The 24,456-nt window shown below is 66.7% G+C and carries 26 protein-coding genes and 1 tRNA gene; 4 read left to right on the forward strand and 23 right to left on the reverse strand.

The window, feature by feature from the left end:
- The first annotated feature begins 177 nt into the window (after positions 1-177).
- Complete coding sequence (locus tag FBZ87_RS01165) at positions 178-1,077, forward strand: LysR family transcriptional regulator (protein ID WP_145608498.1); 900 nt, start codon at positions 178-180, stop codon at positions 1,075-1,077.
- Here the strand turns inward: FBZ87_RS01165 and FBZ87_RS01170 are convergent, their stop codons facing one another.
- Positions 1,078-1,635, reverse strand: a complete 558-nt coding sequence (locus FBZ87_RS01170) for a DNA-3-methyladenine glycosylase I (protein ID WP_145608500.1) — start codon at positions 1,633-1,635, stop codon at positions 1,078-1,080. It lies immediately after the preceding gene.
- Between the two features lie 79 nt (positions 1,636-1,714).
- On the opposite strand from FBZ87_RS01170, the gene FBZ87_RS01175 reads away from it, so the two are divergent.
- From FBZ87_RS01175 to FBZ87_RS01185, 3 genes are all read left to right on the forward strand, one after another.
- Positions 1,715-2,911 (forward strand): iron-containing alcohol dehydrogenase, encoded by a 1,197-nt coding sequence (locus tag FBZ87_RS01175; RefSeq protein WP_145608502.1) that lies wholly within the window; start codon positions 1,715-1,717, stop codon positions 2,909-2,911.
- A gap of 29 nt (positions 2,912-2,940) precedes the next feature.
- A complete protein-coding gene (locus tag FBZ87_RS01180) occupies positions 2,941-3,279 on the forward strand; it encodes a hypothetical protein (protein WP_145608504.1) in 339 nt (112 codons plus the stop codon).
- A gap of 266 nt (positions 3,280-3,545) precedes the next feature.
- Entirely contained in the window at positions 3,546-3,890 is a 345-nt protein-coding gene (locus tag FBZ87_RS01185; protein ID WP_211106805.1) for a YXWGXW repeat-containing protein, read from the forward strand.
- Between the two features lie 111 nt (positions 3,891-4,001).
- On the opposite strand, the gene FBZ87_RS01190 is transcribed toward FBZ87_RS01185, so the two are convergent.
- The 22 genes from FBZ87_RS01190 to FBZ87_RS01295 all read right to left on the reverse strand — a co-directional run bounded on the left by FBZ87_RS01190 (position 4,002) and on the right by FBZ87_RS01295 (position 24,403).
- Positions 4,002-4,535, reverse strand: a complete 534-nt coding sequence (locus tag FBZ87_RS01190; protein ID WP_145608507.1) for a hypothetical protein — start codon at positions 4,533-4,535, stop codon at positions 4,002-4,004.
- Positions 4,535-5,041 carry a hypothetical protein gene (locus FBZ87_RS01195; protein WP_145608509.1) on the reverse strand — a complete coding sequence of 169 codons (507 nt, stop codon included), beginning with the start codon at positions 5,039-5,041 and terminating at the stop codon, positions 4,535-4,537. The genes FBZ87_RS01190 and FBZ87_RS01195 overlap by 1 nt, the downstream gene beginning before the upstream one ends.
- Before the next feature lie 61 nt (positions 5,042-5,102).
- On the reverse strand, positions 5,103-5,366 hold the full coding sequence (locus tag FBZ87_RS01200; protein ID WP_040846278.1) for a DUF1467 family protein: 264 nt from the start codon (positions 5,364-5,366) through the stop codon (positions 5,103-5,105).
- A 96-nt stretch (positions 5,367-5,462) separates the two neighbouring features.
- Positions 5,463-7,127, reverse strand: a complete 1,665-nt coding sequence (locus FBZ87_RS01205) for a ribonuclease J (protein ID WP_186454507.1) — start codon at positions 7,125-7,127, stop codon at positions 5,463-5,465.
- Between the two features lie 44 nt (positions 7,128-7,171).
- Entirely contained in the window at positions 7,172-7,963 is a 792-nt protein-coding gene (locus FBZ87_RS01210; protein ID WP_145608512.1) for a type III pantothenate kinase, read from the reverse strand.
- A 17-nt stretch (positions 7,964-7,980) separates the two neighbouring features.
- On the reverse strand, positions 7,981-8,703 hold the full coding sequence (locus FBZ87_RS01215; protein WP_246134182.1) for a biotin--[acetyl-CoA-carboxylase] ligase: 723 nt from the start codon (positions 8,701-8,703) through the stop codon (positions 7,981-7,983).
- Positions 8,704-8,765: 62 nt separating this feature from the next.
- Positions 8,766-10,205 carry an NADH-quinone oxidoreductase subunit NuoN gene (gene nuoN / locus FBZ87_RS01220; RefSeq protein WP_145608514.1) on the reverse strand — a complete coding sequence of 480 codons (1,440 nt, stop codon included), beginning with the start codon at positions 10,203-10,205 and terminating at the stop codon, positions 8,766-8,768.
- Positions 10,206-10,223: 18 nt separating this feature from the next.
- Positions 10,224-11,909 (reverse strand): NADH-quinone oxidoreductase subunit M, encoded by a 1,686-nt coding sequence (locus FBZ87_RS01225; protein WP_145608516.1) that lies wholly within the window; start codon positions 11,907-11,909, stop codon positions 10,224-10,226.
- Between the two features lie 19 nt (positions 11,910-11,928).
- On the reverse strand, positions 11,929-13,890 hold the full coding sequence (gene nuoL / locus FBZ87_RS01230) for an NADH-quinone oxidoreductase subunit L (RefSeq protein ID WP_145608518.1): 1,962 nt from the start codon (positions 13,888-13,890) through the stop codon (positions 11,929-11,931).
- Between the two features lie 5 nt (positions 13,891-13,895).
- A complete protein-coding gene (gene nuoK / locus FBZ87_RS01235; protein ID WP_044559312.1) occupies positions 13,896-14,204 on the reverse strand; it encodes an NADH-quinone oxidoreductase subunit NuoK in 309 nt (102 codons plus the stop codon).
- A gap of 15 nt (positions 14,205-14,219) precedes the next feature.
- A complete protein-coding gene (locus FBZ87_RS01240) occupies positions 14,220-14,828 on the reverse strand; it encodes an NADH-quinone oxidoreductase subunit J (RefSeq protein ID WP_145608520.1) in 609 nt (202 codons plus the stop codon).
- 167 nt (positions 14,829-14,995) lie between these two features.
- Entirely contained in the window at positions 14,996-15,484 is a 489-nt protein-coding gene (gene nuoI / locus FBZ87_RS01245; protein ID WP_040846283.1) for an NADH-quinone oxidoreductase subunit NuoI, read from the reverse strand.
- A gap of 90 nt (positions 15,485-15,574) precedes the next feature.
- On the reverse strand, positions 15,575-16,594 hold the full coding sequence (gene nuoH, locus FBZ87_RS01250) for an NADH-quinone oxidoreductase subunit NuoH (RefSeq protein WP_145608522.1): 1,020 nt from the start codon (positions 16,592-16,594) through the stop codon (positions 15,575-15,577).
- Positions 16,587-18,653, reverse strand: coding sequence for an NADH-quinone oxidoreductase subunit NuoG (gene nuoG, locus FBZ87_RS01255; RefSeq protein ID WP_145608524.1), 2,067 nt, complete (start codon positions 18,651-18,653; stop codon positions 16,587-16,589). The genes nuoH and nuoG overlap by 8 nt, the downstream gene beginning before the upstream one ends.
- 20 nt (positions 18,654-18,673) lie before the next feature.
- Positions 18,674-19,954 carry an NADH-quinone oxidoreductase subunit NuoF gene (gene nuoF, locus FBZ87_RS01260; protein ID WP_145608526.1) on the reverse strand — a complete coding sequence of 427 codons (1,281 nt, stop codon included), beginning with the start codon at positions 19,952-19,954 and terminating at the stop codon, positions 18,674-18,676.
- A gap of 5 nt (positions 19,955-19,959) precedes the next feature.
- Complete coding sequence (gene nuoE / locus FBZ87_RS01265) at positions 19,960-20,592, reverse strand: NADH-quinone oxidoreductase subunit NuoE (RefSeq protein WP_145608528.1); 633 nt, start codon at positions 20,590-20,592, stop codon at positions 19,960-19,962.
- Positions 20,589-21,782, reverse strand: coding sequence for an NADH-quinone oxidoreductase subunit D (locus tag FBZ87_RS01270; RefSeq protein WP_145608530.1), 1,194 nt, complete (start codon positions 21,780-21,782; stop codon positions 20,589-20,591). The genes nuoE and FBZ87_RS01270 overlap by 4 nt, the downstream gene beginning before the upstream one ends.
- Positions 21,783-21,790: 8 nt before the next feature.
- Positions 21,791-22,438 (reverse strand): NADH-quinone oxidoreductase subunit C, encoded by a 648-nt coding sequence (locus tag FBZ87_RS01275; protein WP_145608531.1) that lies wholly within the window; start codon positions 22,436-22,438, stop codon positions 21,791-21,793.
- Positions 22,439-22,459: 21 nt separating this feature from the next.
- Positions 22,460-23,032 (reverse strand): NuoB/complex I 20 kDa subunit family protein, encoded by a 573-nt coding sequence (locus tag FBZ87_RS01280; protein ID WP_040849827.1) that lies wholly within the window; start codon positions 23,030-23,032, stop codon positions 22,460-22,462.
- A 79-nt stretch (positions 23,033-23,111) separates the two neighbouring features.
- Positions 23,112-23,480 carry an NADH-quinone oxidoreductase subunit A gene (locus tag FBZ87_RS01285; RefSeq protein ID WP_040849814.1) on the reverse strand — a complete coding sequence of 123 codons (369 nt, stop codon included), beginning with the start codon at positions 23,478-23,480 and terminating at the stop codon, positions 23,112-23,114.
- A gap of 446 nt (positions 23,481-23,926) precedes the next feature.
- Positions 23,927-24,003, reverse strand: a tRNA-Asp gene (locus FBZ87_RS01290).
- Between the two features lie 175 nt (positions 24,004-24,178).
- Positions 24,179-24,403 (reverse strand): hypothetical protein, encoded by a 225-nt coding sequence (locus tag FBZ87_RS01295; protein WP_145608533.1) that lies wholly within the window; start codon positions 24,401-24,403, stop codon positions 24,179-24,181.
- Positions 24,404-24,456 lie beyond the last annotated feature (53 nt).

Raw genomic sequence — 24,456 nt, forward strand, 5'->3', positions numbered from 1 at the left:
AGCACCGTCGGCCGAGGCGAAATGCCCAGGGCGACAGCAAAGCCCCCATGGTTGCGGTATCAGCCTGAATAATAGGCAATCGGCTACACACCGGGGCACCAGACGGCCGCCACATGGACGGCCGCTAGGATTTCCGTTTAAAATCCCCAGACCCTTTATTCATTGTCGTTCGTGATCATGACGACCACCGCCACCACCGCTTCCTTCCGGCCCCTGGACCTGGACGCCGTGCACGCCTTCGTGTTGGTGGCCACGCTGCGCAGCTTCACCCGCGCGGCGGAGGCGCTGGGCACCACCCAGTCGGCCATCAGCCTGAAGCTGAAACGCCTGGAGGACAGGCTGGGCCAGCGGCTGCTGGAGCGCACGCCACGCCAGGTGCGGCTGTCGTCGCAGGGGGCCGCCTTCCTGGAACCGGCCCGCCGGCTGCTGGCGGCGCATGACCAGGCGCTGGCCGGGCTGGAAGAGGCGCCGCACCGCCTGGTCATCGGCATCAGCGACCACGTCGCCGGCCGCGACCTGCCTGGCCTGCTGGCCCGCCTGCAAGGCCGCGACCCCACCTTGGTGATGGAGGTGCGCATCGCCGCCTCCCGCGACCTGGGCGCCCTGCTGGAACGGGGGGAATTGGACGCCGCCATCCTGCGGCTGGAACCACCCCTGGACGGACGCCCAACGGAACTGGCGACTGAGGCCGGGGAGCCGCTATTCATCGACCCCCTGTGCTGGTTCGCTGCCCCGGGCTGGGAGCCGCCCCCGGCCGCCCCGCTGCCCATCGCCACCTTGTCCGCCCCGTGCGGCGTGCGCGGCCATGCCGTGCGGGCGCTGGACGCCGCCGGCATTCCCTGGACCGAGGTGTTCGTGGGCGGTGGCGTCGCTGCGGTCGGTGCCGCCGTGTTGGCGGGGCTGGGCGTCGCGGCCCTGGCGCCACGCGCGGCCCCCCTGGGTGCCGTCGAGGTGGGCGGGCGCTTTGGCCTGCCGCCCCTGCCCAGCGCCCCGGTCGTGCTGCGCTCCGCCGTCAGCGACCGGCGCAGCCGCGCCGCGCTGGCCACGCTTGTGGCGGCGTTCCGCGCCGCCGGCTAGCTAATAGACAAACCCGTCGGCCACAGCCTTGCGCCACGGCTGGCCCAGCGCGGCCAGCTCATGATCCACGGGGCAGTCCTCGGCATGGGCCAGCGGCAGATAGCCGATGCTCATCAGGAATTCGCCCACGATCTCGCCGCCGGTAAAGCGGAAGGTGCGGCGGAACAACTTCACCCACTCCGCCTTGGTCAGGGGATGGTGCGCGGCGATCCAGGCGGCGAAGCCGCCGTGGCTGGCGCGCAGGGCCTGGATGACCCGGGCGTTGTGGATGGCGGCCTCGATCTTCAGACGGTTGCGCACGATGCCGGCGTCCTGCATCAGGCGCTCCACGTCATCCGGCCCCAGGGCGGCCACCTTGTCCACGTCGAAGCCATGGAAGGCGGCGTTGAAGGCGTCGCGTTTGCGCAGCACCACCAGCCAGGACAGGCCGGCCTGGTTGACCTCCAGCATCAGGCGTTCGAACAGCACCGCCTCATCCGTCGTCGGGAAACCATGTTCCCGCTCATGATAAGGCCCGTGGAAGGGATGGCCCGGGGCGATGGCGCAGTATCCCGACATGGGCTTAAATCCTGTGGTGAAGGGTAGGAGGACGAGGCGGGCGGATGCTAGAAGGGGACGCGGCAGGAGGAAACCCCAAATGACCCCAACGAACATCAATACCCATGTTGGCGACATCCATCACAGCGACTTCACGTTCGAGACCACGCCCCGCATCCTGGCCCAGGTGGGTGGGGCCGCGCGGCTGGGTGAGCTGGCGCGCGACCTGGGGGTGGGGCGCGTCTTCGTGGTCACCGATCCCGGCCTGGTAAAGGCCGGGGTGGTGGAGCCGGCCTTGGCCGGCCTGCGTGCCGCCGGCATCGAGACCGTGCTGTATACCGAGGTGCAGGCCGACCCGCCGGAGGCAGTGGTGCTGCACGCCGTGGCCGCAGCCCGCGCATCCCAGGCGGATGCCGTCATCGGCCTGGGCGGCGGCAGTTCCCTGGACACGGCCAAGCTGGTGGCCCTGCTGGCCGGCCATCCGCAAAACCTGCCCGACATCTATGGCATCAACCTGGCGCGCGGCCCCCGGCTGAAGCTGATCCAGGTGCCGACCACGGCGGGCACGGGCTCGGAGGTGACGGCCATCGCCATCGTCACCACGCCCAGCCATGAGAAGAAGGGCGTGGTCAGCCCCCTGCTCTATCCCGACGCCGCCGTGCTGGACGCGACGCTGACCCTGGGCCTGCCCCCGGCGGTGACGGCCATGACCGGCATAGACGCCATGGTGCACGCCATCGAGGCCTACACCAGCCGGCTGAAGAAGAACCCCCTGTCCGACAGCCTGGCCACCCGGGCGCTGATGCTGCTGTATGCCAACCTGCCCCGGGTGCTGGCCGACGGCCGCGACGTGACGGCCCGCGCCGCCATGCTGCAGGGTTCGCTACTGGCCGGCATGGCGTTCGCCAATGCGCCGGTGGCGGCGGTGCACGCCCTTGCCTATCCCCTGGGCGGCCATTTCCATGTGCCGCACGGCCACAGCAACGCCCTGGTGCTGGCCCCCGTCCTGGCGTTCAACCGCAGCCATGCGGAACAGGCCTATGCCGAGCTGGGCCGATTGATCGACCCGGCGTTGAGCGGCGCCGACGACCCCGCCGCCTCTCACGGTTTCGTGGACGCCATGACCCGCCTGGTCGGCGCCATGCCCTTCGGCCGGCGCCTGGCGGACGTGGGCGTCACCGCCGGTCACATCCCCCTGCTGGCGGCGGACGCGATGAAGGTGCAGCGCCTGCTGGTCAACAACCCCCGACCCGTCACCCTGGACGACGCCGTGGCCCTGTACAGCGCCGTCCTCTGATCCCTTGAAAAAGAGCGTTCCCTTCGCCCATGACACCGACCCTGTCGCCCGCCGCCCGTCGCCGCTTGTTCCGCAACGTGCTGGCCTTTTTCATCACCCTGGTCGCCGTCTGCGTGGCGGCGGGGCTTATCGGCGGCACCATGGCCGTGGTGCTGGTGCTGCGCCTGGTGTTCGGCATCGGCGCCCTGTGTTCCGGCGTATGGATGTTCTTTCTGCTGGCACGCCAAATGATCCGCAACGGCCGCCCGCCCCATCCCTTCTTCTATGGCGGCTACGCCATCATCCTGGGCTGCCTGGGCGGCGTGGCGGTGCTGGGCGTCCTGATGCTGCTTCAGGTGGCGCAGCAGTTTTCCGGGGGCACGCCCTGATCTATCCCCAAGGCGGCAAATCGCCTCAGCCGGACCGGATAGCCAGGATGATCTAGTTGCCGGTGGGCATATGAACATTTTCCAGTAGAGCGGACAAAATGTGGAGCCGGTGGCGACACCATTTTGCCATCAATCCTTGGCCTCATTGGCGGCGATGGCCGAGTGATTGGCGATTACCTGCGTTATGTATGACGGGAACTTGCCGTCTTCTTCGTAACAAGGGTGGCGCCAATGATATCGGCCCCGTCAAACCAAGAGGTGACCCCATGAAGTCCGTCATGAAGTCCGCCCGTGCCACCGTCAGCGCCGCCGCCCTGGCCGTGGCCCTGGCCGGTGGCCTGTTCATCGCCGGCGCCGGCACAGCCAACGCCCAGGTGGGCGTGGACCTGTGGGTGCGCGAGGCCCCGCCGCCGCCGCGCCATGAGGTGATTCCCCCGCCGCCGGAACCCGGCCATGTCTGGGTGGGCGGCCACTGGGCCTGGCATGACCGCTGGGATTGGGAGGAAGGCCATTACGCCGCCCCGCCCCATCCTCACGCCCATTGGGTGCCCGGCCACTGGCGGACCCGCCCCGACGGCCGCCACATGTGGGTCGAGGGCCACTGGCGCTGACCTGTGCGCCAGTCCTTTGACTGGCACCACGGCTGAATGAGAAAGGGCGGCATCCGGTTGACCGGTGCCGCCCTTTTCCCATGCCCTCTTTTCCAGGCCCTCGGCCAAGCCTCAGCGGCGGCGGAAAGCGACGGCACCCAAGACCCGGTACCCCATGGAGGCGCTGAAGCGCTGGGTGGCGCGCTTGGTCGCCTCCTCCGCCGTGTCGGCCCCCACCAGATAAACGCGGCCGGATACCCAATCGTCGACATAATCCGACGGCGCCATGCGGGCGGTCGCCGTCTCGCCGAAATCGGGGTTGGAGATGGTCAGTTCCCAGAAGTGCTGCGCGTTCAGGGTCTGACGGTCCAGCAGGACCAGGGGCTGCAGCCGCCGCTCGCGCAGGGCCTTGCGCTCCTTGTCCAGGTTGTCCAGTTCTTCGCGCAGTTCCTCCAACGTGGCGGTCACCGTGTCCATGGTGTTGGTGATCTGCTCCAGCTCACCGGAGGTGCCGTCGATCTCCTGCCGGAACTGGGCCACCAGGGCCTCGCGCTTCTCCAGTTGGCGGCTCAGTTCCAGCCGGCGCACCGTCAGTTCGCGCCACTGGCGGAACAGCAGCGCCGCCAGCAGGCCGATCATCAACAGCATCAGCCAACCCAGTTCCATCACGCCCCCCGACGGAAGCCGGTGGGGCGCAAGGGGCCCTTTTCCGGGAAGTGCATTTCAATCTGGCGCCGGGCGGCGGCTTCCGATTCAGCCCAGATGCTGCCGCGGTGGTCGACACCGCGCAGAGCGGGCGGCAGCTCGCGTCCTGGTTCCACCGTGGCCGACGGCATGAGGTTGCAGGCATACTCCTCCTTGTCCTTGGAGGGCTCGCCGATTTGGTGCAGGACGTAGAAGTCGCGGGCGCGCATCTCGTTGTTGTCGACGCGCAGCTGGGAAATGGCCATGCGCATCTTGGCGGCATCCGCCCGCTTGGAGCCGAGCGCCATGCGCTGCTGTTCCAGGAAGGACAGAACCTGCGTCTTCTCGTTGGAGACGGCGCGCATCTTGTCGGTGGAGGAGCCCAGCGACTTGCGCAGGCGCAATTCCACGGTCTGCCGCCACAGCCACAGCAGAATGGCGGCCAGCAGTAGCAGGGCGGAAAACCCCATCAGGATTTGGATCAGCATTCCCCAGACGACCAAACCGGCCCGTGCCAACCGCCGACCGGCCGCGCCAACCCCACCCGCCTCAAGAAGGGGCGTTCCCCGGGGGATCGAACAGCTGATCGTAGTTAATGAGGCCAAAATGAAAAACAGCCCAGACGAGCCCGAGAATTACCGCTGAAATCAGGCTCGTCCATATGAATTTGCGCTTGAGATCGGGAAATACCGGGGCGCCGGGATCGTTGCCCTTTTGCGGGCTGTCATCGCGCCGCACGCCAATGGGCAGCACCGCGAACAGAACCACCCACCACAGCGTGAAATAGACCGCGACCAGCGTGACCAGGCTCATGACGCTTCCCATCCCGTGGGCCCGTGATCAGCGCAAAGAAACGCGCGCACGGGCCGTTTTGGCGGCGTCCCAGGGGCGCCGCTTCCCCTGTCCGGCCTACACCCGCACCAGGTGTACCTCGGTCACCGGCTTTCGGCCTTGCGCCGCATGGAAGGTGCGGCGCACCGCCAGCCGCGCGGCCTCGGTCACGGCCACATCGTCACGCCGCTCCGCCTCGGCCAGCTTATCGACCGCTTGGCCGATGCCTTTGACCAGCCCCTCGATGAACAGCGCGTCCTCTTCCCCGTCCAGCAGGCCGATGACCGACAGCTTCGGGTCCGCCAGCAGCTCGGTATCGTCCATCACCAGCGTGACGACCGCCGCGCCGTTGAAGACCATGCGGTTGCGGGTACGCAGCAGATTTCCGCCCAGGGGCACGAGGCGGCGACCGTCCAGGCACAACTTGCCCGAGGGCACGGTGCCGATGATCTCCGGCTCGCCCGGACCGATGCGGATGACGACGCCATTCTCGGGCACCAGGGCGCGCGGCACCTGGCATTCCAGCGCCAGGTCGGCATGGGCCTTCAGGTGGCGCTGCTCGCCATGCACCGGCACGGCGAGGAAGGGGCGCACCCACTGGTACATCTGCGCCAGCTCATCCCGCGCCGGATGGCCGGAGACATGGACGTCGGCGTCGCTGGCCGTCACCACCTCGATGCCACGGCGGATCAGGCCGTTCTGCACCTTGGCGATGGCCTTCTCGTTGCCGGGGATCTCGCGGGAGGAAAAGACGACGACGTCGCCCGGCTCCAGGTCGATCTCCGGATGGTCGCCGTCGGCGATGCGGGCCAGGGCGGCGCGCGGCTCCCCCTGGCTGCCGGTGCAGATCAGCACCTGGGCCTCGCGCGGCAGATAGCCCACGTCATGCTCGGTGACGAAGGGCGGTAGGTCCTTGAGATAGCCGGTGGCGCGCGCCGCCTCGTTGATGCGGCGCAGGCTGCGGCCCACCAGGGCCACCTGGCGATCGTGCGCGGCGGCGGCCTTGGCGATGGAATGCAGGCGGGCGACGTTGGTGGCGAAGCAGGCCACGGCCACACGGCGACCGGGGTAGCGGCCAATCAGCTCCTCCAGTCCCACGGCGACCGTGCCCTCTGAACCCGAGGTGCCGGGCACGGTGGCGTTGGTGCTGTCGCAGACCAAGGCGGTGACCCCCTGGTGGCCCAGGGCGATCAGCGCCGCCTCGTCCACCGGCGCGCCCACGCGGGGATCGGGGTCCAGCTTCCAGTCTCCGGTGTGCAGGACCGTGCCGCCGGCGGTGCGGATGACCAGGGCGTTCGGCTCGGGGATGGAATGGGTGAGGCTGATCAGCTCGATATCGAAGGGGCCGACCTGGAAGCGGCCGGACAGCGGCACCTCGATGATCTGCACCAGGCCGCTGAACTCCGTCTCGCGCAGCTTGGCGCGTAGCACGGCCGCGGTGAAAGGGGTGGCGTAGACGGGGCAGCGCAGCTCCGTCCACAGGTACTGCACGGCACCCAGGTGGTCTTCATGCGCGTGGGTCAGCACCAGGCCCGCCAGATCCTCCCGCCGCTCGGCGATGAACTCGGGGTCCGGCATGACCACGTCCACGCCCGGCGCGGCATCATCGCCGAAGCTGACGCCCAGGTCGACCATCAGCCATTTACCGGCATGATGGTAGAGGTTGAGGTTCATACCGATTTCGCCGGACCCACCCAACGGCAGGAAATACAGGGCGTCGGGGGACAGCAAATCGTCGATCATGGAAACCTGGAAAACGGGAAACGGCGGGACGGGCGAACGGGGCGTCAGCCCCCTGATTTGGCGTTGCGGCGATGGATGAGCAAGAGCCCGCGTAAGGTCAGGTCGCTGTCGATGTGGTCGACCATGCCCGTCTCCTCCGCGAACACCCGCACCATGCCGCCGGTGCCGATGACGGTGACGGGGGGCGTGCCGGTGGGCGACAGCTCCGCCTTGATACGGCGCAGCAAGCCCTCGATCATCGCGGTGTAACCCCAATACATACCGGACTGCATGGCACCCACCGTGCCGCGGCCGATGACGCGATCCGGCTTGGCGATGTCCACCTTGGGCAATTGGGCGGCCACGCGGTGCAGGGCGTCCAGCGACAGGGTGGGACCGGGGGCGATGATGCCGCCGGCGAAGGCGCCATCGGCATCGACCACGTCGAAGGTGGTGCCGGTGCCGATATCCAGGACCACCAGCGGCGCCTTATATCGTTCCGTTGCCGCAACGGCGTTGACCAGACGATCGGCGCCGGCCTCGCGCGGGTTGTCGATGCGGATCTCAATGCCGACATCCACCGCCGGGTCACCGATGCGCATAGGCACGCAACCGAAATGATCCTTGCATAGCCGGATGAGGTCTGGTGTGGCCGCCGGCACGACGGAGGATAGGATGGCGGCGTTGACATCCCGGGCCACGAGGCCCTTCAGCGCCATGGCCGAGGTCAGCCACACCGCGTACTCGTCGGAGGTGCGGCGGCTGTCGGTGGAGATGCGCCAGCGGCCCCGGGGCGTGTCGCCGTCATAGATGGCGAAAACCACGTTGGTGTTGCCGGCGTCGATGGCGAGCAGCATGGGGCGGGCTCCCTGTCTCAGGCGGTCTGCCGGGCAGCATGGGGGAAAAAGACGTCCCCGGCTGTGACTTTCACCAGCCCCTGGGGCGTTTCCACCAGCAGCGCGCCATCAGCGTCCAGATCGACCAGGCGGCCCTCGAAGCTGCGGTCGTGCAGGCGGACGGTGACGGGGCCGCCGATGCCCTGGGCAGCGTTCAGCCAGGCGGCGCGCACGGGCGCGAAGCCATAGTCCTGCCAGCGGCGGTACCAGCGGTCAAAGGTGCAAGCGTAGGCCGCCATGACCAGATCCGGCTCCACATCCGCGCCCTGGGCCAGCAGCGAGGTTGTGGCGTAGCCCGGGGTGTCCGGATGGTGTCGAACATTCATGCCCATGCCGACCGCCACCCAGGCGACGCCGCCGTCCGTCTCGGCCTCGGATTCCAGCAGGATCCCGGCGATCTTGGCGCCATCGACCAGGACATCATTGGGCCATTTCAGCTTGGGTGCCGCGGCGACCAGGCCATCCACCGCCTCCCCCGCCGCCAGGGCGGTGACGAAGGACAGCTCGGCCGCCCGCTGTGGCGTGCCGCCGGGCCGCAGCAACAAGGTGCAATAGAGATTGCCGGGCTCGGAAGTCCAGGACCGGCCGCGCCGGCCCCGGCCCGCCTCTTGACGAACGGCCCGCACCAGCGTGCCTTCCGGCGCGCCAGAACGGGCCATGTCCTTGACGATGTCGTTGGTGCTGCCGCAACGCTCCAGCACCGTCGGCCGGATCCACTCCGGCAGACGGTGGGGCGGGGCGCTGGGGGTCAGCGCCCGCCCGCTCAATGGAACAGGCTGGCGGCGGCGGCGGCGGCGCTGTTCAGCACCGGGGTGCCGATCACCAGGGCCACCGGGAACACCACCAGGGCGGTGGCGGTGACGACCCAGGACAGGCCGGCCGTGGGGCGATCCAGCGGCTCCTTCACGTCGTCGAACCAGGAGACCTTACAGATCTTCAGGTAGTAGTAGAGGCTGATGCCGCTGGTCAGCGCCATGATGATGGACAGCGGGTACAGCCCGGCCTTCCACGCGGCCATGAACACCAGCAGCTTGCCGAAGAAACCGGCCGCCGGCGGCACGCCCGCCATGGAGAACATGAAGACGGCCAGTGCCAGGGCCAGCATGGGATTGGTCTTGGAGAGGCCCGCCAAGTCGGCGATCTCTTCCACGGCCTTACCTTTCTGGCGCATGCCGATGATGATGGCGAAGGTACCGACGGTCATCACCAGGTAGATCGCCATGTAGATCAGCACGGCCTGCACGCCCTCGGCGGTGCCGGCCGCCACGCCGACCAGGGCGTAGCCGATGTTGGCGATGGAGCTGTAGGCCATCAGGCGCTTGATATTGCTCTGGCGGATGGCCGCCAGCGAGCCGACCACCATGGAGGCGACGGAGCAGAACTCGATCACCTGGCGCCACTGCGGCAGCAGGGAACCGAAGGGGCCTTCCAGCACGCGGATGAACAGGCAGATGGCGGCCACCTTGGGGGCCACGGCGAAAAAGGCCGTGACCGGGGTGGGGGCGCCCTCGTACACGTCCGGCGTCCACATGTGGAAGGGCACGGCGGAGATCTTGAAGGCCAGGCCGGCGGCCACGAACACCAGGCCGACGATGACGCCCAGGGGCGCCGGGCCAGCCTGCAAGACCTGGGCGATGGTGATGAAGTTGGTGGTGCCGGCGAAGCCATAGATCAGGCTGATGCCATACAGCAGCATGCCGGAGGACAGGGCACCCAGCACGAAGTACTTCAGGCCGGCCTCGGTGCTCTTGGCGTAATCGCGGCGGAAGGACGCGATGACGTAGAGCGACAGGCTCTGCAGCTCCAGGCCGACATAAAGGGTCAGCAGGTCGTTGGCCGACACCATCATCATCATGCCGACGGTCGCCAGCAGCATGAGCACCGGATATTCGAACCGGTCCATGTCCTCACGGGCGATGAAGTTCTGGGCGATGATGATGGACAGGCCGGTGCCCAGCAGGACCAGCAGCTTGGAGAAGACGGCGAAGCCGTCGGTGATGAACAGGCCGGAGAAGGCCACGTCGTAGCCTTCCTGGCGGACCAGCAGCACGGATGTCGCCACCAGCGCCACCACGGCCAGGCCGCTGACCAGGCGGGTGCCATTCTTGCCGCTGAACACACCCAGCATCAGCAGCGCCAGCGCCGCCACGGCCAGGAAGATCTCAGGCAGGGCCGGGATCAGATCGGTAAGGACAGGTTGCATGGATCGTTTCCCGCTGGATCAGTGGCCGGCGTCGGGGTTGGCATCCGCCTTGGGCTCGCTCTGCGCGGGCGTCTCGGCGGGTGTTTCAGTAGTGGACGGCTCAACCGCCGGCTCGGTGCCCGGCGTCTCACTCGTCGCCGGGTGGGCCGAGAGGGTCCCGGCGTTGGCGGCCGGGACGAAGGCGGAGGCCGGGTTGGCAACCGGCGGGGTCAGTCCCTCGGCGGCCAGGGCTTCGCGGTGGTGCGACAGGATATGGTCCAGCGAGGCGGCGTACACGCTGCTGAAGCTCTTCGGATAGACGCCCATCATGATGACGATGGCGACCAGCGGGGCGAAGTAGAGGATCTCCTTCCCGTTCAGGTCGGGCATGGCGATCACGTCCGGCTTCTCCAGCTTGCCGTAGAACAGCTTGCGATAGAGCAGCAGCATGTAGGCGGCGCCGAACACCAAGCCGGTGGAGGCGAACAGGCCCACCCAGGTGTTGGCCTCGTACGCGCCCAGCATGGACAGGAACTCACCCACGAAACCCGAGGTGCCGGGCAGGCCGACCGAGGCCAGCATGAACAGCATGAACACCACGGCGTACTTGGGCATGTTGTGCGCCATGCCGCCGTAGCGCGCGATTTCACGGGTGTGCAGGCGGTTGTAGACCACGCCGATGCAGAGGAAGAGCGCCGCCGACACCACGGTGTGCGACAGCATCTGGAACATGGCGCCGTCCAGGCCCTGGGCGTTGGCGGCGAAGATGCCCATGCTGACGTAGCCCATGTGAGCCACGGAGGAATAGGCGATCATCTTCTTCATGTCGGTCTGAGCCAACGCCACCAGCGAGGTGTAGATGATGGCGACGACCGACATCACGAACACCAGGTTGGTGTAGGTGGCCGAGCCGATGGGCAGCATCTGCAGGTTGGCGCGGATCAGACCGTAACCGCCCATCTTCAGCATGACGCCGGCCAGCATGACGGAGCCGGCGGTCGGCGCCTCCACGTGGGCGAAGGGCAGCCAGGTGTGGAACGGCCACATCGGGGTCTTCACCGCGAAGGCGGCGAAGAAGGCCAGCCACAGGATCTTCTGCATCGACGGATCGAAGGTGTGGTCCAGCATCACTCGCATGTCCATCGTGCCGACCTGCAGGTACATGGCGACGATGGCCAGCAGCATCAGGACGGAGCCGATGAAGGTGTAGATGAAGAACTTGTAGGCGGCGTAGATGCGGCCCGGACCACCCCACACGCCGATCATCAGGAACATCGGCAGCAGGACACCTTCGAAGAAGATGTAGAACAGGATGAAGTCCAGCGCGGTGAACATGCCGACCAGCATGGTCTCCAGCAGCAGGAGCGACATCATGAACTCCTTCACCCGCTTCTCGATGCTGTCCCAGGAGGCCAGCACGCAGACGGGGGTGAGGAAGGTCGAGGCCAGCACGAACCAGACGGACACGCCATCGATGCCGCGCAGGTACTGGATGCCCAATGCCGGGATCCAGCTGTGTTCCTCCACCAGCTGGAAGCCGGCGCTGGAGGGGTCGAACTTCACCAGGATGAACAGCGAAACGATGAAGGTGAGAAGCGAGGTCGCGAGGGCGATCGCCTTCGCGTTCCGCGCCACGGCCTGTTCTTCGCCGCGCACCAGCAGGATGAGTAGGGCGCCAATCGACGGAAGGAACGTCGTCAGCGACAGGATCGGCCAATCAGCCATCTTAGATGCCTCGTCCTGCTCAGGGCTTGAAGTAGAACCAGCCGACCAGCGCGACCACGCCGATCACCATGGCGAATGCGTAATGGTAGACGTACCCGGACTGCAAACGGCTGACGCCGGCGGCCACACCGCGGGTGGTCTTGGCGACGCCATCGGGGCCCAAGCCGTCGATGATGGCGCCGTCGCCGGCCTTCCACAGGCCGAAGCCGAGGACCTGGGCCGGCTTCACGAACAGCACGTCGTAAATCTGGTCGAAGAAGTACTTGTTGAAGACCAGCACATGCAGCGGCTTCACGATCTTGGTGAAGGTCGCCGGGATGCCGGGCACGAACATGTAGCAGACATAGGCCAGGGCGATGCCGGCCAGGCCGACCAACAGCGGCAGCAGGCCCACCCACTCCGGCCCCTCATGGGCGGCGTGGATGCTGTCATGGGCGTGCAGGACCTGGATGGCGCCGCGCCAGAATTCGGCGCGGGCGGCATGGCCGACGAACCACTCGTAGCCGCCGATACCGGCGATCAGGGCGCCGATGGCCAGCACGGTCAGCGGACCAGTCATGACCAGCGGGCTCTCATGCACGTGGTCCATGACCTCCTTGGAGGCGCGCGGCTTGCCATGGAAGGTCATGATCAGCAGGCGCCAGGAGTAGAAGGCGGTCATGAAGGCGGCGGCGATGCCCAGCCAGTAGGCAAAGTGGCCGACGGCGGTGCCGGAGCCGTAGGCGGCCTCCAGCACGATGTCCTTGGAGTAGAAGCCGGCGAAACCGAAGCCAGGGAATGCGCCAATCTTGGGGATGCCAACACCGGCCAGGGCCAGGTTGCCGATCCACATCACCGCGTAGGTGAAGGGGATCAGCCTGGCGATACCGCCCATCTTGCGCATGTCCTGCTCACCCGACATGGCGTGGATGACGGAACCGGCGCCCAGGAACAGCAGGGCCTTGAAGAAGGCGTGGGTCATCAGGTGGAAGACGGCGGCCTGGTAGGCCGACACGCCGATGGCGAAGAACATGTAGCCCAGCTGGCTCATCGTCGAATAGGCGATGACGCGCTTGATGTCGAACTGGGTCATGCCGATCGTCGCGGCGACGAAGGCGGTCAGGGCGCCCAGCACGGTCACCACGGCCAGGGCGGCGGGGGCATACTCGAACACCGGGCTCATGCGGGCCAGCATGAAGACGCCGGCGGTCACCATGGTGGCGGCATGGATGAGGGCCGACACCGGGGTCGGGCCTTCCATCGCGTCCGGCAGCCAGGTGTGCAGGCCCAGCTGGGCCGACTTGCCCATGGCGCCGACGAACAGCAGCAGGCAGGCGCAGTCCAGCGCCGACACATGCCAGCCCAGGAAGTTGAAGGTGGCGTGGGCCTTGCCGGCGGCGGCCGGGAAGATCGTGCCGAACTCGACACTGCCGAAGATGATGAAGATTGAGAAGATGCCCAGCGCGAAGCCGAAGTCACCGACGCGGTTCACCAGGAACGCCTTCATGGAGGCGTCGTTGGCGCTCTTCTTCTCGAACCAGAAGTTGATCAGCAGGTAGGAGGCGACACCGACGCCCTCCCAGCCGAAGAACATCTGCACCAGATTGTCCGACGTCACCAGCATGAGCATCATGAAGGTGAACAGGCTGAGGTAGGACATGAACCGGGGCTTGTCCGGGTCATGGCTCATGTAGCCGACGGAGTAGATGTGGACCATGGTCGACACGCCGTTGACCACGATCAGCATAACCGCCGTCAGGGTGTCGACGCGCAGGGCCCAATCGACGTGGAAGTCGCCGCTGGCAACCCAGTTGGCCAGCGGAACCACGGTGGCATGACCGTTCACGGCCACGTCGATGAACAGGATGATGGACAGGACCAGCGCGACTACCATGGCGCCGCAGGTGACGAGCTGGGAGCCCAGGTCACCGATGCGGCGGCCGAAGAAGCCGGCGATGAACGCCGCGAGGAGCGGCAGGAAGATTGCTGCGATAACGGCCATGGCCCTCAACCCTTCATCAGGTTGATGTCCTCAACCGCGATCGAGCCACGGTTGCGGAAGTAGATGACGAGGATGGCGAGGCCGATGGCGGCCTCGGCAGCCGCGACGGTCAGGATGAACAGGGCGAAGACCTGTCCCACCAGATCGTGCAGGAAGACCGAGAAGGCGACGAGGTTGATGTTGACCGCAAGCAGGATCAACTCGACCGACATCAGGATGATGATGACGTTGCGGCGGTTCAGGAAGATGCCGAACACGCCCAGGATGAACAGGATGGCCGCCACCGACAGGTAGTGGCCCAGACCGATATCCATCATGTTTTCCATGGTTTACACGCCCTCCCCGGTCCGGACCTTGACCACGGCCACCACGTCCTCGCGGCGGCGGGCCAGCTGGTCGGCGATGACCTGGCGGCGCACGCCCTTGCGCGAGCGCAGGGTCAGCACAATGGCGCCGATCATGGCGACCAGCAGCACCAGGCCAGAGGCCTCGAAGATAAAGGCGTATTGGGTGTAGAGCAGGTCGCCCAGCGCCTGGGCGTTGCCCACGCTTTCCGGCGTCGGCGCCGCGCGGACGCTGTCGGCCGGGCCGGCGTAGACCCAGCCGGAGATCACCAGCCCCAGTTCCGCCAGCAGGGCCGCCCCCACGGCGAGGCCCGCCGGCAGGTAGCGCAGGAAGCCCTTGCGCAGTTCCTGGAAGTTGATGTCCAGCATCATGACGACGAAGAGGAACAGCACCGCCACGGCGCCCACGTAGACGATGACCAGGATCATCGCCACGAATTCCGCCCCGATCAGCACGAACAGGCCGGCCGCATTGAAGAAGGCCAGGATCAGGAACAGGACGGAGTGCACCGGGTTGCGCGCCGTGATCACCAGCATGCCGGCCAGCACCAGCACGGCGGCGAACAGATAGAAGGCGAGAGCGGGCAGTATCATCGGCGGCTCTCCTTCCGGTGCGGGTTGCGGACGTTGGCGATCAAGATTTCTCTCCGGTAACCGGGCCCATCGTCTGGGTCCCTGACTCGACGTCGGGGGCGCGGGCGATCCCGCGCGCGGGTGTCACGGGGTTAGGCGTCACAAGGCGTTAAAGGCGCACTCAAGGCTCAGCGGTAGGGCGCATCCGCGGCGATGTTGGCCGCCAGCAGCGGCTCCCACCGGTCGCCGTTCGCCAGCAGCTTTTCCTTGTTGTAGAAAAGCTCCTCGCGCGTTTCGGTGGCGAACTCCAGGTTCGGCCCCTCGACGATGGCGTCCACCGGGCAGGCCTCCTGGCAGAGGCCGCAGTAGATGCACTTGGTCATGTCGATGTCGTAGCGGGTGGTCCGGCGCGAGCCGTCCTCACGGGGTTCCGCTTCGATGGTGATGGCCAGGGCCGGGCACACTGCTTCGCACAGCTTGCAGGCGATGCAGCGCTCTTCCCCGTTGGGATAGCGGCGCAGCGCGTGTTCGCCACGGAAGCGGGGGCTGAGCGGGCTGCGCTCATACGGGTAGTTGAGCGTCACCCGGGGCTTGAACATGTAGCTGAAGGTCAGGGCGAAGCCCTTCACCAGCTCGGTCATGAACAGGCCGCGCGCCGTGCGGTCGAGCCAGGCCATGTCGTCACCTCATTCCTTGATGCGGGGGGCGGCTCCCCCCGCGGTCACAAGTCAGTACCAAAGTCCCGCCCCGGGGCGGGGACGCATCGCTCAGTGCGGCAGCTTGTCGAAGTAGACAAGGAAGCCGGAGGTCAGGATCACCCAGACCAGAGAGAAGGGCAGGAAGACCTTCCAGCCCAGGCGCATCAGCTGGTCATAGCGGTAGCGGGGCAACGTGCCGCGCACCCAGATGAACACGAACATCAACAGGCAAATCTTGATGATCAGGTTCAGCGGGCCGGGGATGAAGCCCAGGAGGGGGAACGGCTGCCAGCCGCCCAGGAACAGGATGGAGGTCATCCCGCTCATCAGGAGCATGCTGATGTACTCGCCCAGGAAGAACAGGGCGAAGGTCATGGCCGAGTATTCGGTGTGGAAACCGCCCACCAGCTCGGACTCGCCTTCCGGCAGGTCGAAGGGGGCCCGGTTGGTTTCCGCGAGCGCCGAGATGAAGAACACCACGAACATGGGGAACAGCGGGATGCAGAACCACAGGTGGGTCTGCGCCCGGACGATGTCCGACAGGTTCAGCGAGCCGACGCACAGCAGCACGGTGATGATGACGAAGCCGATGGAGACCTCGTAGGACACCATCTGCGCGGCGGAGCGCAGGCCGCCCAGGAAGGCGTACTTCGAGTTGGACGCCCAGCCCGACATGATGATGCCGTAGACGCCCAGCGAGCTGATGGCGAAGAGGTAGAGCACGCCGACGTTGATGTCGGACAGCACCAGGCCCTCACCGAAGGGGATGACCGCCCAGGCCACCAGCGCCAGGATGAAGGTGATCATCGGCGCCACCAGGAACACGGCGCGGTTGGCGCCGGCCGGGATGATGGTCTCCTTGGTCATCAGCTTCAGGCCGTCGGCGAACGGCTGCAGCAGACCGAAGGGGCCGACCAGGATCGGGCCCTGGCGCAGCTGGATGGCGGCCAGCACCTTGCGTTCCATGTAGGTCATCATGGCCATCGCGATCAGCAACGGCACCGTGATCACCAGGATCTTCAGGATGATCGCCACCAGGGTCGCCCAGGTGAGGGGCAAGCCCAGGTGCAGGGCGAGGAAATCAGCCATGGGTACCGGTCCTCTCGGCAACGGCGGGCGACACGAAGGCCTCCGTGCATTCGGCCATGGTGGCCGAGGCGCGGCTGATCGCGTCGGTCATGTAGAAGTTCTCCACCGGCAGGGTGAAGGGGGCGGCGGCCACGGCACTGGCGGTACCAAAGGCACCCCAGGCGGCCGGGGTGACGCGGTCGATCTGGGCGAACACCGGGTTGGCGTCGGCCAGCCGCTTGCGCAGCTGCTGCAGGGTGTCATACGGCAGGGGCTTGCCCAGGGCGCCGGACAGCGCGCGGATGATCTTCCAATCCTCACGCGCCTCGCCCACCGGGAAGGTGGCCTGGCGGGTATGCTGGGCGCGGCCCTCGGTGTTGACGTAGGTCGCGTTCTTCTCGGTGTAGGCGGCACCCGGCAGGATGACGTCGGCGCGGTGGGCGCCCCGATCACCGTGGTGGCCCTGATAGATCACGAAGGCGCGGCCGAAGTTCTGGGCGTCGATCTCGTCGGCACCCAGCAGGTAGACCACCTCGACCTCGCCCTTGCGGGCACCGTCCAGGATGCCGGCCAGGTCGCGGCCCCCCTCGGCGGGCAGGAAGCCCAGGTCCAGGGCGCCGACGCGCGAGGCGGCGCGGTGCAGGACGTTGAAACCGTTCCAGTCCTCACGCACCAGGCCGCAAGCCTCGGCCACCGCGCGGGCGGCGGCCCAGACGGCGGCGCCGTCCGGACGGGCCAGGGCGCCGGAGCCCAGGATCAGCAGGGGCTTCTTGGCGGCCTTCAGCGTCTCGGCATAGGGGTGGCTGCCGTCGGCGATGGCGTTCAGCAGCGTGGCGTCGTTGCCCAGGTGCTCGATGGGGAAGGTCAGATCGACGCGCGGGCCCAGTACGGTGACGGTCAGGCCGCCCTGCAGGTAGCGCTTGCGGATGCGGGCGTTGACCAGCGCGCCTTCCCAGCGCGGGTTGGTGCCGATCAGGAGGATCTGGTCCGCCTGCTCGATGCCCGCGATGGTGCTGTTGAAGATGTAGCCGGCGCGGGACGCCGCGTCGATGGCGCTGCCGTCCTGGCGGCTTTCCAGGCTGGCCACACCCATGCCGCCCAGCAGGTCCTTCAAGGCCAGCAGGCTTTCGGCGTCGGCCAGGTCGCCGGCGATGGCGGCGATCTTCTCCGGTGCGGCACCCTTCAGCTTGGACGCGGTCAGGGCCAAAGCCTCTTCCCACGAGGCGGCACGCAGCTTGCCGTTCTCACGGATGTAGGGGCGGTCCAGGCGCTGGCGCTTCAGGCCGTCATGGGCGTAACGGGTCTTGTCGCTGATCCATTCCTCGTTCACCGCCTCGTTCAGGCGGGGGAGGATGCGCAGCACTTCGCCGCCGCGGGTGTCGATGCGGATGTTGGACCCGACGGCGTCCAGGACGTCCACCGATTCCGTCTTACGCAGTTCCCAGGGCCGGGCGGTGAAGGCATAGGGCTTGGAGGTCAGCGCGCCCACCGGGCACACGTCCACCAGGTTGCCCGACAGCTCGGACGAGACGGCGGCCTCGACGTAGGTGCCGATCTCCATATGCTCGCCACGGCCGGTGGCGCCCATCACGGACACGCCCGCGATCTCGTCGCTGAAGCGGATGCAGCGCGTGCAGTGGATGCAGCGCGTCATGATCGTCTTGATCAGCGGGCCCAGGTTCTTGTCCTTGACCGCGCGCTTTTCCTCGCCGTAGCGGCCACGGTCGAAACCGTAGCCCACGGCCTGATCCTGCAGGTCACACTCGCCGCCCTGGTCGCAGATGGGGCAATCCAGCGGGTGGTTGATGAGCAGGAACTCCATCACCCCCTTGCGCGCCTTGTGCACGGTGTCGGTGTCGGTCTTGATCACCATGCCTTCGCCGCAGGGCATGGCGCAGCTGGCGATGGGCTTGGGGGCCTTCTCCATCTCCACCAGGCACATGCGGCAGTTGGCCGGGACCGACAGCTTCTCGTGATAGCAGAAGCGCGGAACCTCGATGCCCAGCTGCTCGCAGGCCTGCAGCACGGAGGTGCCAGGCGCCACTTCAAGCTCGATACCGTCGATGGTCAGTTTCGGCATGTCTCAAATCCTTCCACCGATCACTCGGCAGCGATGCTCTGGCGATAATCGGCGATGCGGCGTTCCATCTCCGGACGGAAGTGCCGGATCAGGCCCTGCACGGGCCAGGCGGCGGCATCGCCCAGGGCGCAGATGGTGCGGCCTTCGATCTGCTTGGTGACGTCCTGCAGCATGTCGATCTCTTCCAGGCGGGCCTGGCCGCGAACCATGCGGTCCATGACGCGGGCCAGCCAGCCGGTGCCTTCGCGGCAGGGCGTGCATTGGCCGCAGCTCTCATGCATGTAGAACTTCGACAGGCGGGCGATGGCGCGGACGATGTCGGTGGACTTGTCCATGACGATCACGGCCGCCGTGCCCAGGCCGGACCCGACCTCACGCAGGCTGTCGAAATCCATCAGCACGGTGTCGCAGATGCTCTTGGGCATCACCGGCACGGAGGAGCCGCCGGGGATGACGGCCAGCAGGTTGTCCCAGCCGCCGCGCACGCCGCCCGCATGGCGCTCGATGAGTTCCTTCAGGGGGATGCCCATCTCCTCTTCCACGTTGCACGGCTTGTTCACGTGGCCGGAGATGCAGAACAGCTTGGTGCCCACGTTCTTGGGGCGGCCGATGCCGGCGAACCAGGCGGGACCGCGGCGCAGGATGGTGGGAACGCCCGCGATGCTCTCCACGTTGTTGACCGTGGTGGGGCGGGAATACAGGCCGGCGTTGGCGGGGAACGGCGGCTTGTTGCGCGGCTGGCCCTTCTTGCCCTCGATGGACTCGATGAGCGCGGTTTCCTCGCCGCAGATGTAGGCGCCCGCGCCCTTGTGCAGGTAGATGTCGTAGTCGTAGCCGCTGCCGCAGGCGTTCTTGCCGATCAGGCCGGCGGCGTAGGCCTCGTCGATGGCGACCTGGACGTTGGACGCCTCGTTGTAGAACTCGCCACGGATGTAGATGTAGCAGGCGGTGGCGCCGATGGCGAAACCGGCGATCAGGCAGCCTTCGATCAGCTTATGCGGATCGTGGCGCAGGATCTCGCGGTCCTTGCACGTGCCAGGCTCGCCCTCGTCGGCGTTGATCACCAGATAGACGGGGCCATCCACCTTCTTGGGCATGAAGGACCACTTCAGGCCGGTGGAGAAGCCGGCGCCGCCACGGCCGCGCATGCCCGATTCCTTCACCTGCTCGATGATGGTATCGCGGCCGCGGGCCAGGATGTCCTTGGTGCCGTCCCAGTCGCCGCGCTTGCGGGCGGCTTCCAGGCGGAAGTCCTCGTAGCCGTAGAGGTTGGTGTAGATGCGGTCTTCGTCGCGCAACATCGGCCTTACTCCTGCGACGCCGGCTTGACGCCGTTACGCTGCGCCATCTCGATCAGCGTCGTCGGACCGCCGATGGGCGCGGAATTGATGCGGCCGTTCTGCGGGCCGGGCTTGGGCGTCTCGCCCCGGATCAGGGTATCCAGCAGCGCCTCGGTGGAGGGGCCGTCCAGGTCCTCGTAATAGATGTCGTTGAGCGAGATGACGGGCGCGTTGACGCAGGCGCCGGCGCATTCCACCTCGACCACCGTGAACTGGCCGTCGGCCGTGGTCTCGCCCGGGCCGATGCCCAGCTTGCGCTTGCACGCCGCCAGCACCTCGTCCGACCCGCGCAGCCAGCACGGGGTGGTCGTGCAGACCTGCACGAAGTGCTTACCCACCGGCTTCAGGTTGTACATGGTGTAGAAGCTGGCGACCTCGTACACGCGGATGGGGGCCATGCCCAGCATGCCGGCGACGTAGTCCATGGCGGCGCGGGGCAGCCAGTTGTCGTGCTGGCGCTGGGCCAGGTCCAACAGGGGCATCACGGCGCTCGCCTGGCGGCCTTCCGGATACTTGGCGATGATCCGCTGGGCCAGGGCCAGGTTGTCGGCGGTGAATTCGAAGGTCGCCGGACCGGCAGGGGTCTCGGAAGCGCTCATCGGTCGATCTCTCCGAACACGACGTCGATGGAGCCGATGATCGCGACGGCGTCGGCGAGCATGTGGCCCCGGGACATGAAATCAACACCCTGCAGATGGGCGATGCCCGTCGGCCGGATCTTGCAGCGATAAGGACGGTTTGACCCGTCGGAGACCAGGTACACGCCGAACTCGCCCTTGGGCGATTCGGTGGCGGTGTAGGTCTCGCCGGCGGGGACGTGGTAGCCCTCGGTATACAGCTTGAAGTGATGGATCAGCGATTCCATCGAGCGCTTCATGTCGCCACGCGGCGGCGGGGCGATCTTGCGGTCGTCCACCTTCACGGCGCCGGGGGTCTGGCGCAGCTTGGCCACGGCCTGCTGCACGATCCGGTTGGACTGCCGCATCTCCTCTACGCGCACCAGGTAGCGGGCGTAGCAGTCGCCGGTCTTGCCCACGGCGACGTCGAAGTCGTACTCGGCGTAGGTGTCGTAGGGTTGGGCCTTGCGCAGGTCCCACGGAATGCCGGAGGCGCGCAGCACCGGGCCGGTGAAGCCCCAGGCCAGCGCCTCGTCACCCGAGACGATGCCGATGTCGACCAGGCGCTGCTTGAAGATGCGGTTGGCCGTCAGCAGGCCTTCCACGTCGTCGACGAACTTCTCGAACTTGGCCGCGTAGGCCTCGATGTCGTCCAGCATGCCGGCCGGCAGGTCCTGGTGGACACCGCCCACGCGGAAGTAGTTGGCATGCATGCGGGCACCCGACACCCGCTCATAGAACTCCATGAGCAGCTCGCGCTCCTCGAAGCCCCACAGGGCCGGGGTCAGCGCGCCCACGTCCATGGCGAACGTGGTGACGTTCAGCAGGTGGTTCAGGATGCGGGTCAGCTCGGCGAACAGCACGCGGATGTGCTGCGCGCGCTTGGGCGGGGTGATGCCCAGCAGCTTCTCCGCGGCCAGGACGAAGCTGTGCTCTTCCGACATGGGCGAGACATAGTCCAGCCGGTCGAAATAGGGCATCGCCTGGATGTAGGTCTTGTACTCGATGAGCTTCTCGGTGCCGCGATGCAGCAGACCGATGTGCGGGTCCGCCCGCTCCACGATCTCGCCGTCCATCTCCAGAACCAGGCGCAACACGCCGTGGGCGGCAGGATGCTGCGGCCCGAAGTTCATCGTGTAGGGTTTGATTTGGCTTTCGACAGGATTGGCCATGGCCGATCTCACTTCTTCACGCTGCCGTCGCGCAGCGACGCGCCCAGCGGGATGACCGCCTTCTCGTCGCCCGGCAGTTGCACATCGGTCATCGCCTCCCAGGGCGACATGAAATCAAAGGCCCGGAAGTCCTGCGTCAGCTTCACCGGCTCATAGACGACGCGCTTCTGCTCGTCGTCGTAGCGGACCTCGACGTAGCCCGTCAGGGGGAAGTCCTTGCGCAGGGGGTGACCTTCGAAACCGTAGTCGGTCAGGATGCGGCGCAGGTCGGGGTGGCCCGCGAAGAACACGCCGAACATGTCCCAGGTCTCGCGCTCGTACCAGCCGGCGGCCGGGAACAGCGGGACGCAGGACGGCACGGGCGTGTCCTCATCCGTGGTGACCTTCACCCGCGCGCGCAGGTTCTTGGACACCGACAGCAGCATGTAGTTGACCTCGAACCGCTCCGGCTTGGAGGGCCAGTCCACCGCGGTGATATCGACCAGCTGGGTGAAGCGGCAGCCGGCGTCGTCACGCAGCACGGTCAGGGTCTGCAGCAGGCCCTCGCGCGTGGTGCGGACCACCAGCTCGCCGTTCTGGATCTCGGTGCCGGTCACGGCACCCGGCAGGGCCGCCGCGATCTTGGCGCCCAGCGCCTGTAGGGTTTCTTCGTTCATTCCCGATCCCTCGAGGGCCGCTTAGCGCCGAACCAGGCGGTTACCGCCCTTGATCTTCTTCTGCAGCTGCAGCACGCCGTAGACCAGCGCCTCAGCCGTGGGCGGGCAGCCCGGAACGTAGATGTCCACGGGCACGATGCGGTCGCAGCCGCGCACCACGGAATAGCTGTAGTGGTAGTAACCGCCGCCGTTGGCGCAGGAACCCATGGAGATGACCCAGCGCGGCTCCGCCATCTGGTCGTAGACCTTGCGCAGGGCCGGGGCCATCTTGTTGCACAGGGTGCCGGCCACGATCATCACGTCCGATTGGCGCGGGCTGGGGCGCGGAATCACGCCGAACCGGTCCAGGTCGAAGCGGCTCATGTAAGCGTGGATCATTTCCACGGCACAGCAGGCCAGGCCGAAGGTCATGGGCCACAGCGACCCGGTGCGCGCCCATTCCTGCAGGGCGTCCAGCTTGGCGACGACGAAGCCCTTGTCCTGCAACTCCGTCGTCACGGCCTTGATATAGGCGTCCTGGGCGGGGCCCGGCGGCAGGGGCGCGCCCGCACCGGCGGGAACACCGGCGGGGGAAACGGAAGAGTGGGTTGGCAAAGACGTCACGGGTCTGGCTCCGGTGTGAACGGGCAGCGATGCGAAGAAACGAGGGAAAAGGCTCAAGCGCCGCCCAGGATTACTCCCAGTCCAGCGCGCCCTTCTTCCATTCGTAGATGAAGCCGATGGTCAGGATGCCCAGGAAGGCCATCATGGACCAGAAGCCGAACAGGCCGATGCGACCCAGCGACACGGCCCAGGGGAACAGGAAAGCCACTTCCAGGTCGAAGATGATGAACAGGATGGCGACCAGGTAGAAGCGCACGTCGAACTTGCTGCGGGCGTCGTTGAACGGCTCGAAGCCGCATTCGTACGCCGACAGCTTCTCGCTATCCGGCTTCTGCTTGGCAACCAGCATGGAGCCGAAGACCATGGCCGCCGCGATCACCCCGGCGATGGCCAGGAAGATGATGATCGGCAGATACTGGCTCAGCAGCTCGGTGGACATAACCTGACTGGACATGAGTGTGCCCCAAATTTCGTCCTGGTTGGCCCGACGGGGCTTGCGGAAGGTGCCAGCCGCAACCAAGTGCATGAAGCCCAGGCCCACACATCTGATTGTCGGTTTTTGGCCCCACCCGGCCTGCCCGCCGGTTCTGGACATAACCTCCGAACCCATGCGGGGGTCCGGACGCCTGCAACAAAAGCCCGGCTTGGGGCCGGGCGTGTTGGAATATAGGCGGGTGCCGTGCCCAAGGAAAGCAAATTACGCCATGCGTCCCGCAGGGGCCAAGGCGCTGAAAATATGGGGGAAATGTCCGGAAACGAAGTTGTTGAGAGCCACTCTCAACCGCCACTCTACCGCAGGTGCGAGAACCCGGAAAGCAAGCAAGCCGCGCTGTTGCCAGCGCGGCCTTGCTAACGCATCGGACCTTCTGTCTAGGCTCGATGAAGTGGCGCGAGTGACGGGACTTGAACCCGCGGCCTCCGGCGTGACAGGCCGGCGCTCTAACCAACTGAGCTACACCCGCGTCGTTCGCAACATCGCTTTCCGGCCTTATTTCGCCCCGTTCGTTTATCGTTCGGTGCGTTTCGCGCCGTCAGCGTCGCTGCGGTGCGCGGTTTGTAGTAAAAACGCCCACCCCTTGTCAAACAAGAAAAACGCGGCGGTGGCGATTTTTTTTGTCTTTTTATAAGTTGTTGATTTTAAGCGACTTTCTGAGCGCGACGCAGGCTGTCCAGCCGGTCAAGCGCGTCCAGCAGGCGCATCGGCACGCCGCGGTGGTCCACGGCATCGGGCCCACCGAAGGCTGTCATGCTCAGTTCCAGGGCCTGGGCCAGCGGCTCCGCCACCGTAAGGTTGCCCTGCTCCACCGCCAATTCCAGCGCGCTCAGAATCCGATCGCCCAGGCGGCGCTCATCACTCTCCATGACCGTATGCTCCGGTTCGTTGCCAGGCAGGCCGCCCGGACTCATGCGTCCGG

This window comes from Nitrospirillum amazonense (assembly GCF_007828035.1).
Classification (GTDB): Bacteria; Pseudomonadota; Alphaproteobacteria; order Azospirillales; family Azospirillaceae; genus Nitrospirillum; species Nitrospirillum amazonense.

Bases quoted from the DNA above. Each gene is read 5' to 3' on its own strand.
- FBZ87_RS01165 (WP_145608498.1), top strand. From the start codon at position 178: ATGACGACCACCGCCACCACCGCTTCCTTCCGGCCCCTGGACCTGGAC.
- FBZ87_RS01170 (WP_145608500.1), bottom strand. From the start codon at position 1,635: ATGTCGGGATACTGCGCCATCGCCCCGGGCCATCCCTTCCACGGGCCT.
- FBZ87_RS01175 (WP_145608502.1), top strand. From the start codon at position 1,715: ATGACCCCAACGAACATCAATACCCATGTTGGCGACATCCATCACAGC.
- FBZ87_RS01180 (WP_145608504.1), top strand. From the start codon at position 2,941: ATGACACCGACCCTGTCGCCCGCCGCCCGTCGCCGCTTGTTCCGCAAC.
- FBZ87_RS01185 (WP_211106805.1), top strand. From the start codon at position 3,546: ATGAAGTCCGTCATGAAGTCCGCCCGTGCCACCGTCAGCGCCGCCGCC.
- FBZ87_RS01190 (WP_145608507.1), bottom strand. From the start codon at position 4,535: ATGGAACTGGGTTGGCTGATGCTGTTGATGATCGGCCTGCTGGCGGCG.
- FBZ87_RS01195 (WP_145608509.1), bottom strand. From the start codon at position 5,041: ATGCTGATCCAAATCCTGATGGGGTTTTCCGCCCTGCTACTGCTGGCC.
- FBZ87_RS01200 (WP_040846278.1), bottom strand. From the start codon at position 5,366: ATGAGCCTGGTCACGCTGGTCGCGGTCTATTTCACGCTGTGGTGGGTG.
- FBZ87_RS01205 (WP_186454507.1), bottom strand. From the start codon at position 7,127: ATGATCGACGATTTGCTGTCCCCCGACGCCCTGTATTTCCTGCCGTTG.
- FBZ87_RS01210 (WP_145608512.1), bottom strand. From the start codon at position 7,963: ATGCTGCTCGCCATCGACGCCGGCAACACCAACGTGGTTTTCGCCATC.
- nuoN (WP_145608514.1), bottom strand. From the start codon at position 10,205: ATGCAACCTGTCCTTACCGATCTGATCCCGGCCCTGCCTGAGATCTTC.
- FBZ87_RS01225 (WP_145608516.1), bottom strand. From the start codon at position 11,909: ATGGCTGATTGGCCGATCCTGTCGCTGACGACGTTCCTTCCGTCGATT.
- nuoL (WP_145608518.1), bottom strand. From the start codon at position 13,890: ATGGCCGTTATCGCAGCAATCTTCCTGCCGCTCCTCGCGGCGTTCATC.
- nuoK (WP_044559312.1), bottom strand. From the start codon at position 14,204: ATGGATATCGGTCTGGGCCACTACCTGTCGGTGGCGGCCATCCTGTTC.
- FBZ87_RS01240 (WP_145608520.1), bottom strand. From the start codon at position 14,828: ATGATACTGCCCGCTCTCGCCTTCTATCTGTTCGCCGCCGTGCTGGTG.
- nuoI (WP_040846283.1), bottom strand. From the start codon at position 15,484: ATGGCCTGGCTCGACCGCACGGCGCGCGGCCTGTTCATGACCGAGCTG.
- nuoH (WP_145608522.1), bottom strand. From the start codon at position 16,594: ATGGCTGATTTCCTCGCCCTGCACCTGGGCTTGCCCCTCACCTGGGCG.
- nuoG (WP_145608524.1), bottom strand. From the start codon at position 18,653: ATGCCGAAACTGACCATCGACGGTATCGAGCTTGAAGTGGCGCCTGGC.
- nuoF (WP_145608526.1), bottom strand. From the start codon at position 19,954: ATGTTGCGCGACGAAGACCGCATCTACACCAACCTCTACGGCTACGAG.
- nuoE (WP_145608528.1), bottom strand. From the start codon at position 20,592: ATGAGCGCTTCCGAGACCCCTGCCGGTCCGGCGACCTTCGAATTCACC.
- FBZ87_RS01270 (WP_145608530.1), bottom strand. From the start codon at position 21,782: ATGGCCAATCCTGTCGAAAGCCAAATCAAACCCTACACGATGAACTTC.
- FBZ87_RS01275 (WP_145608531.1), bottom strand. From the start codon at position 22,438: ATGAACGAAGAAACCCTACAGGCGCTGGGCGCCAAGATCGCGGCGGCC.
- FBZ87_RS01285 (WP_040849814.1), bottom strand. From the start codon at position 23,480: ATGTCCACCGAGCTGCTGAGCCAGTATCTGCCGATCATCATCTTCCTG.
- FBZ87_RS01295 (WP_145608533.1), bottom strand. From the start codon at position 24,403: ATGGAGAGTGATGAGCGCCGCCTGGGCGATCGGATTCTGAGCGCGCTG.